Source organism: Anaerosporobacter sp. (genome assembly GCF_965301125.1).
Map to the genome: position 1 here is coordinate 1 of NZ_CBDLAM010000204.1, position 5,987 is coordinate 5,987.

At 34.5% G+C, this 5,987-nt stretch carries 5 protein-coding genes and 1 tRNA gene; 2 read left to right on the plus strand and 4 right to left on the minus strand.

From position 1 onward, the window contains the following. Positions 1–8: 8 nt before the first annotated feature. The 4 genes from ACW2QF_RS16650 to ACW2QF_RS16665 form a co-directional block, all read right to left on the minus strand. Positions 9–80 (minus strand) — tRNA-Gly (locus ACW2QF_RS16650). A gap of 226 nt (positions 81–306) precedes the next feature. Further along, positions 307–2,250: a cellulase family glycosylhydrolase gene (locus ACW2QF_RS16655; protein WP_455717137.1), complete on the minus strand. Its 1,944-nt coding sequence runs from the start codon at positions 2,248–2,250 to the stop codon at positions 307–309. A gap of 352 nt (positions 2,251–2,602) precedes the next feature. After that, on the minus strand, positions 2,603–3,547 hold the full coding sequence (locus ACW2QF_RS16660; RefSeq protein ID WP_455717138.1) for a transketolase family protein: 945 nt from the start codon (positions 3,545–3,547) through the stop codon (positions 2,603–2,605). Continuing rightward, positions 3,535–4,371 carry a transketolase gene (locus ACW2QF_RS16665; protein ID WP_455717139.1) on the minus strand — a complete coding sequence of 279 codons (837 nt, stop codon included), beginning with the start codon at positions 4,369–4,371 and terminating at the stop codon, positions 3,535–3,537. The genes ACW2QF_RS16660 and ACW2QF_RS16665 overlap by 13 nt, the downstream gene beginning before the upstream one ends. A gap of 518 nt (positions 4,372–4,889) precedes the next feature. Here ACW2QF_RS16665 and ACW2QF_RS16670 point away from each other — a divergent pair. Both ACW2QF_RS16670 and ACW2QF_RS16675 read left to right on the plus strand, forming a co-directional pair. Then, complete coding sequence (locus tag ACW2QF_RS16670) at positions 4,890–5,246, plus strand: winged helix-turn-helix transcriptional regulator (protein WP_455717140.1); 357 nt, start codon at positions 4,890–4,892, stop codon at positions 5,244–5,246. Positions 5,247–5,314: 68 nt separating this feature from the next. After that, positions 5,315–5,731 (plus strand): pyridoxamine 5'-phosphate oxidase family protein, encoded by a 417-nt coding sequence (locus tag ACW2QF_RS16675; protein ID WP_455717141.1) that lies wholly within the window; start codon positions 5,315–5,317, stop codon positions 5,729–5,731. Positions 5,732–5,987: the final 256 nt, after the last annotated feature.

Here is a 5,987-nt window from a genome sequence, read left to right on the forward strand (position 1 = left end):
TTACAACAAGCACGAGACGGGATTCGAACCCGCGACCCTCGCCTTGGGAAGGCAATACTCCACCACTGAGCCACTCGTGCAACTTATGTAACAAAAGACTACTTCAACTTCATAGTCCTTCTCTAAACAAATACATTTTACCATTTAATCACTATTTAATCAACCATTATTTGGTAGTTATTTCTTGGTGCATTTTCTATAAAAAACAAGCCATCTTACGATGACTTGCTTTTTTCATTTTCGATATACACATATTACCTAATCTATCTGATGAGCTTTTCCTAATTAATAGAGTATTTCACAATCTTAAACATAATAACGTAGCAAATATACCGTTGTTGTATTCTGCTGTGCGCCAACATGCACCTTATCAAGTTTTCCTGCTAAATCTGTTGTACCAAACGCATTCACACAATCTTGATATTTAAACTTTGCATAATAGCGACCATTGACTTGTCCTGTTTCAGCTGGGGAAATCTTTGCCCACTCAGTTCCACCAGACCAACTTTGGAAGATCATTTCAATCTGGTTTTGTACTCCACTATATTCAACATAAAAATATCCATTAGCTTTAATCGTACTTACATCAAAGGATCCACCATTTTTTTTTGTCATTAAAGTAACAGCTTGCGCCCAAGGCTCAGCCTTTGATTCCCCTGAGAATAAGGTAGTGTAATTTTGCGAATTACCCCCGGATCCACCACTCGCCCCAAAATCATAACATACTGAATACACCGTAACATTACCTGACATAGCCCCTACATGAATGGTGTCTAGCTTATTCACAAAGTCGCTTGTTCCAAAGGCTGCAACACAATTATCATATGAGAATTTCGCATAGTAATGGCCGTTAGCACTTCCAGAATCACTAATCTTAACTTTTGCCCATTCATTAGCACCTGACCAGCTCTGTAATATTAATTCTAGTTTTTCACTTTCTCCACTATATTCAACATAGAAATGTCCACCAGATTTTATATTAGAAGAATCGAAACTTCCTCCATTTTTCTTTGTTTTCACAGAGACCGCTTGTCCCCAATTACTTGAAGATGCCTCTCCCCAGAACAAACTTACATAATCGTCAGTGATTTCATCAGAACCTCCATTATATGCTTTCACTATTGCATTTGCAATACCATCATAATAGTAAGTTCTAGCTGCACGATTGAAGATACCGAAATTTTCTGCTCCAGTGTCGATTCTATTGTTATCCCACCAAATGCAAGGAATTTTCTTTGCACTTGCTAATGATGCATAAATGGAGGCATATTTTTCACGATCTGAAGTATTCCCCTTATTTGTCGCGCCAAATTCACCTATAACAACAGGAACGCCCTTATCAATAAATACAGACTTCAATTGATCAAACATATAGACAAGATCATTGTAATCTTCATTTGTCCAATTGGAATGTCCACCTTCCTGATATGCAAAATCGAAAGGTTTATATGCGTGAATGGAAACTGCTACCATTGTATCACTACTGAGATTTTTCCAACCATAAATTTTTGGATCATCTGCTGATGCACAGTATGTTGGTAGTAAAATTAATCGCTTGCTATTATTTCCTCCAGTTGCACGAATAGCGGCACGTCCTGCTTCATTATAAGCGTTCACACAGTCATAGTCGCTTTGTTCACCACCCCAATTCTCTCCGCGTCTTGGTTCATTATTCACTTCAAATATTAACTTATCCCCATAATTTTTAAAACGATTACCAACCTGCGTCCAGATTGCTTTCAATTCGTTTTTAACTCTAGATTGTACAGATGAATCTGTTGATACCATAGTTTGTAAATCGTTGTGATGAACATTAAGGATAACGTACATGCCATTTGCAAGACCATAATTAACAACTGTTTCTACACGATCCATATAATCTGACTGAATTGTATAATTGGAAGCATCCGAATAATGATCATCCCAACGTACTGGAACACGTAATGTTTTAAAACCTTTGGCTGCGATTGCATCTATCATTGCCTTTGTTGTACGAGGATTATTCCAATTAGTTTCATTTTCAGATGCTTCTAGTGAATTACCTAAATTCCATCCTGCCCCCATATCTGCAACTAAATCAAAAGCAGATAAACCTCTCATTTGTGTTGGATAGGTATATCCCGATGGAAATTCGGAATAATTCATTGCAGCAAAAGTTTGAACTGGATTTGCAGCAAAGATTGATCCTACCAGAATAACCATTAATGTAAGTAAACTAAGAAGTCTCCTTTTAAATTTGCTTGTATACATTATATCTTCTCCTTTTCACTGTAATCTTTTTACGTTGTAAATAAGTCCTGTAACTATCCCCTTCTCCTTTCAAAATAGCTTTTAGTAATATGTGTGATACCAAGATTACCACTAACTTATTACCTAAACAATCTATATTTATTAACTAATTTACTTTAATTATTTTATGTTTTACTAGCTTAAATAAATTTATGTAGTTTTTATAACTTAATTTAAATTAGTCTACTAATTCAAATACTAATATAACACAAAAATAGCTCTATGTTTGCGTTGGTAAGTAACCCTTTCCAATGCAAAGCATAGAGCTAAAATGAAACTTATATTCTATTTTACTATTTATTAACTCTTTTAATTAAGCACGAGCAAATTCTTTCACTCTATTGTAGATGCTTTGGGCGTCTAAACCGTATTTCTTAATTAATTCTACGGCTGGGCCGCTTTCACCATATACATCATTAATACCAATTTTCATTACTTTAGTTGGATAATTTGCTGATAAAGCATCACAAACTGCACCACCAAGACCACCAATGATTGAATGTTCTTCAATAGTAACCACTTTATTCGTCTTCTTAGCGCTTGTAACAATGATTTCTTCATCAAGTGGTTTGATTGTATGAATATTGATTACTTCTGCTGAGATTCCATCCGCTGCTAACATCTTAGCTGCTTCTAATGTTTCAGATACGCATAAACCAGTTGCTACCAATGTAACATCTGTTCCTTCTTGTAAAAGAACACCTTTACCGATTTCAAATTTGTAATCTGGTCTATCATTAATTACAGGTGCTGCAAGACGGCCAAAACGTAAGTATACTGGTCCCTCATATTCTACTGCAGCTCTAACAGCAGCTCTTGCTTCTACATCATCAGAAGGGTTGATAACAACCATTCCTGGAATTGTTCTCATTAACGCAAGATCTTCATTACATTGATGGGTTGCACCATCTTCGCCTACTGAAATACCTGCGTGTGTAGCACCAATTTTAACATTTAGATGTGGATATCCAATGGAGTTTCTAATTTGTTCAAAGGCACGACCAGCAGTAAACATAGCGAATGAGCTAACAAATGGGATTTTACCTGTTGTAGCCATACCCGCTGCAATACCAACCATATTACATTCAGCGATACCACAATCTATATGTCTTTCAGGGAAAGCTTTGTGAAATATATTTGTCTTAGTAGCCTCTGCTAAATCCGCATCAAATACATATAAGTTATCGTACTCTTTACCTAATTCAGCTAAAGCATTACCATAACTTTCTCTTGTGGCAATTTTCTTTACTTCTGACATAAGGCTTCACCTACTTTCTCTAATTCTTTCATTGCATGTTCGTATTGTTCGTCATTTGGTGCGCTACCATGCCATGCAGCGTTATTTTCCATAAATGAAACATTTTTTCCTTTAACACTCTTTGCAATGATTGCAGTAGGTTGCCCTTTGCATTCTCTTGCTTTCTTAAATGCATCATCTATTTCATCAAAATCATGAGCATTAATGTTAATCACGTTGAAATTAAATGCTTCGAATTTTTTGTCAATTGGGTATGGTGAACATATATCTTCAATTTTACCATCAATTTGTAAACCATTGTTGTCAACAATTACTACTAAGTTATCTAAATGATGAGAGCCAGCGAACATTGCTGCTTCCCATACTTGACCTTCTTGTATCTCTCCATCACCTAGAAGTGCGTATACACGGTAAGGGTCATTTGATAATTTAGCAGATAAAGCCATACCAACAGCTGCTGAAACACCTTGGCCTAATGAACCACTTGACATGTCGACACCTGGTATGTGTTTCTTATCAGGATGTCCTTGTAGATAAGAACCAACATGGCGTAATGTAGTAAGGTCTTCTACAGGGAAAAATCCTCTATGTGCTAAAGTTGAATAAAGACCTGGAGCTACATGTCCCTTTGATAATACAAAGCGATCTCTATCACTCTTTTCTGGGTCTTTTGGATCTATATTTAATTCCTCAAAATATAGATAAGTGAAAATGTCTGCTGCTGATAATGATCCACCTGGGTGGCCGGATTTTGCACTATGAACTGCTGTAACGATTCCTTTTCTAATTTCGTTAGCAGTCTTTTGAAGTTCAAGCTTGTTCATTTTTCAACCTCCTTTTGTATTGTTATGCTACTAAACTATTCAATTCCCCAGCTCTTTCAAAACTAAATGTATACAAATTGAACCAACATATGAAACCTCTCGATGGTCAAAAAAGCGAGTTTTTATTAAAGGTTCTGAATAGTCACATACTACTTACAAACTGTGCTTATATAGCCACAGTTACAATATATAATGAAAGCTAAACCTTGTCTAACTCTATTATCTCTAATAATTTTAATTAATAAGCTACTAGCCTTACTCATTTTAACACAACATATGTAATCAATCAAATAAAATCAACCAAGCTTTTATAACTTGACTGATTAATACTATAAATATCTATAATTCTTACTGTATTTTCTTTTAATTCGACGTAGTTATTCGATCCCTTTCTTAATTCTAAATAGGTTATTAATTTTATTATTTTTAGGATTATACCTTTGCTCTGCAGTTTTATTTGTTAATCATCTCTTACGCAGTTATAATAAAAGTATCTTATTAGAATGGAAGGTTAACACATGAAATTAAGAAATGAATATACTTGTCCTTTGGAAATGACACATGATATTATCCGTGGAAAATGGAAACCGATAATTTTATGGCAACTTAGTAAAGGCAGAAAATCATTATCTAACCTAAAAAGTGAAATTACCGGCATTAGTCAAAAGATGTTACTGCAACACCTACATGAACTTGCAGAACATAAATTCGTTGATAAAATTACCTTTGATGGATACCCTCTAAAGGTAGAATACTTTTTGACAGAAAGAGGCAAAAAAATATTTGAAGCAATTACAATTATGCAGGATGTAGGGATTGAAATTATGTTAGACGATAATCGAGAAGATTTTTTGAAAGAACAGGGATTCTTATAGTTACAAAAAAGTGGGTAGTTTACCTTATTGTTTAACAGTCTTATAATTTTAACAAGGAGGTACTTAACATGCGAGATATTGAAAAAACAATAGGGAACTTAATTGATAAACAGAGTGTTACTTTTATAAGTTCTGTCGATGCTAACAATTTTCCAAATACAAAAGCAATGCTACCACCACGCAAACGCGAAGGCATAAAAACATTCTATTTTACTACTAACATCTCCTCTATGCGCGTTACACAGTTTGAGGAAAATTCAAAAGCCTGCATTTATTTTTGTGACCGACGTTTTTTTAGAGGTGTTATGTTAATTGGAAACATTGAGGTGTTAGAAGATAGCAAAAGTAAGGAGATGATTTGGCAAGAAGGTGATACCATGTATTATTCAAAAGGTGTTACTGATCCTGATTATTGCGTACTACGTTTTACTTCTATACAAGGACGATTTTATACTAATTTCAAATCTGAAAATTTTAGTATTTAAATGCAGAATTTTTTACTAATATCTCTTCCCGTAACATATCTCCAACCATTTACTTAATCATATAAAAATCGTTATCTATTGGTTAAGCGTTTTTTATATATCTGCTTCACAAAAAAGGTTATCTACTAAGTGAATTCTTTCACTAAATAGATAACCTTTTTTCTTATATCTTCAAAACTACACATTGAATTGTCAGAATCTTTTTGGTTAAGCCCTCGACCTATTAGTAACAGTCAACTACATGTGTTACCACACT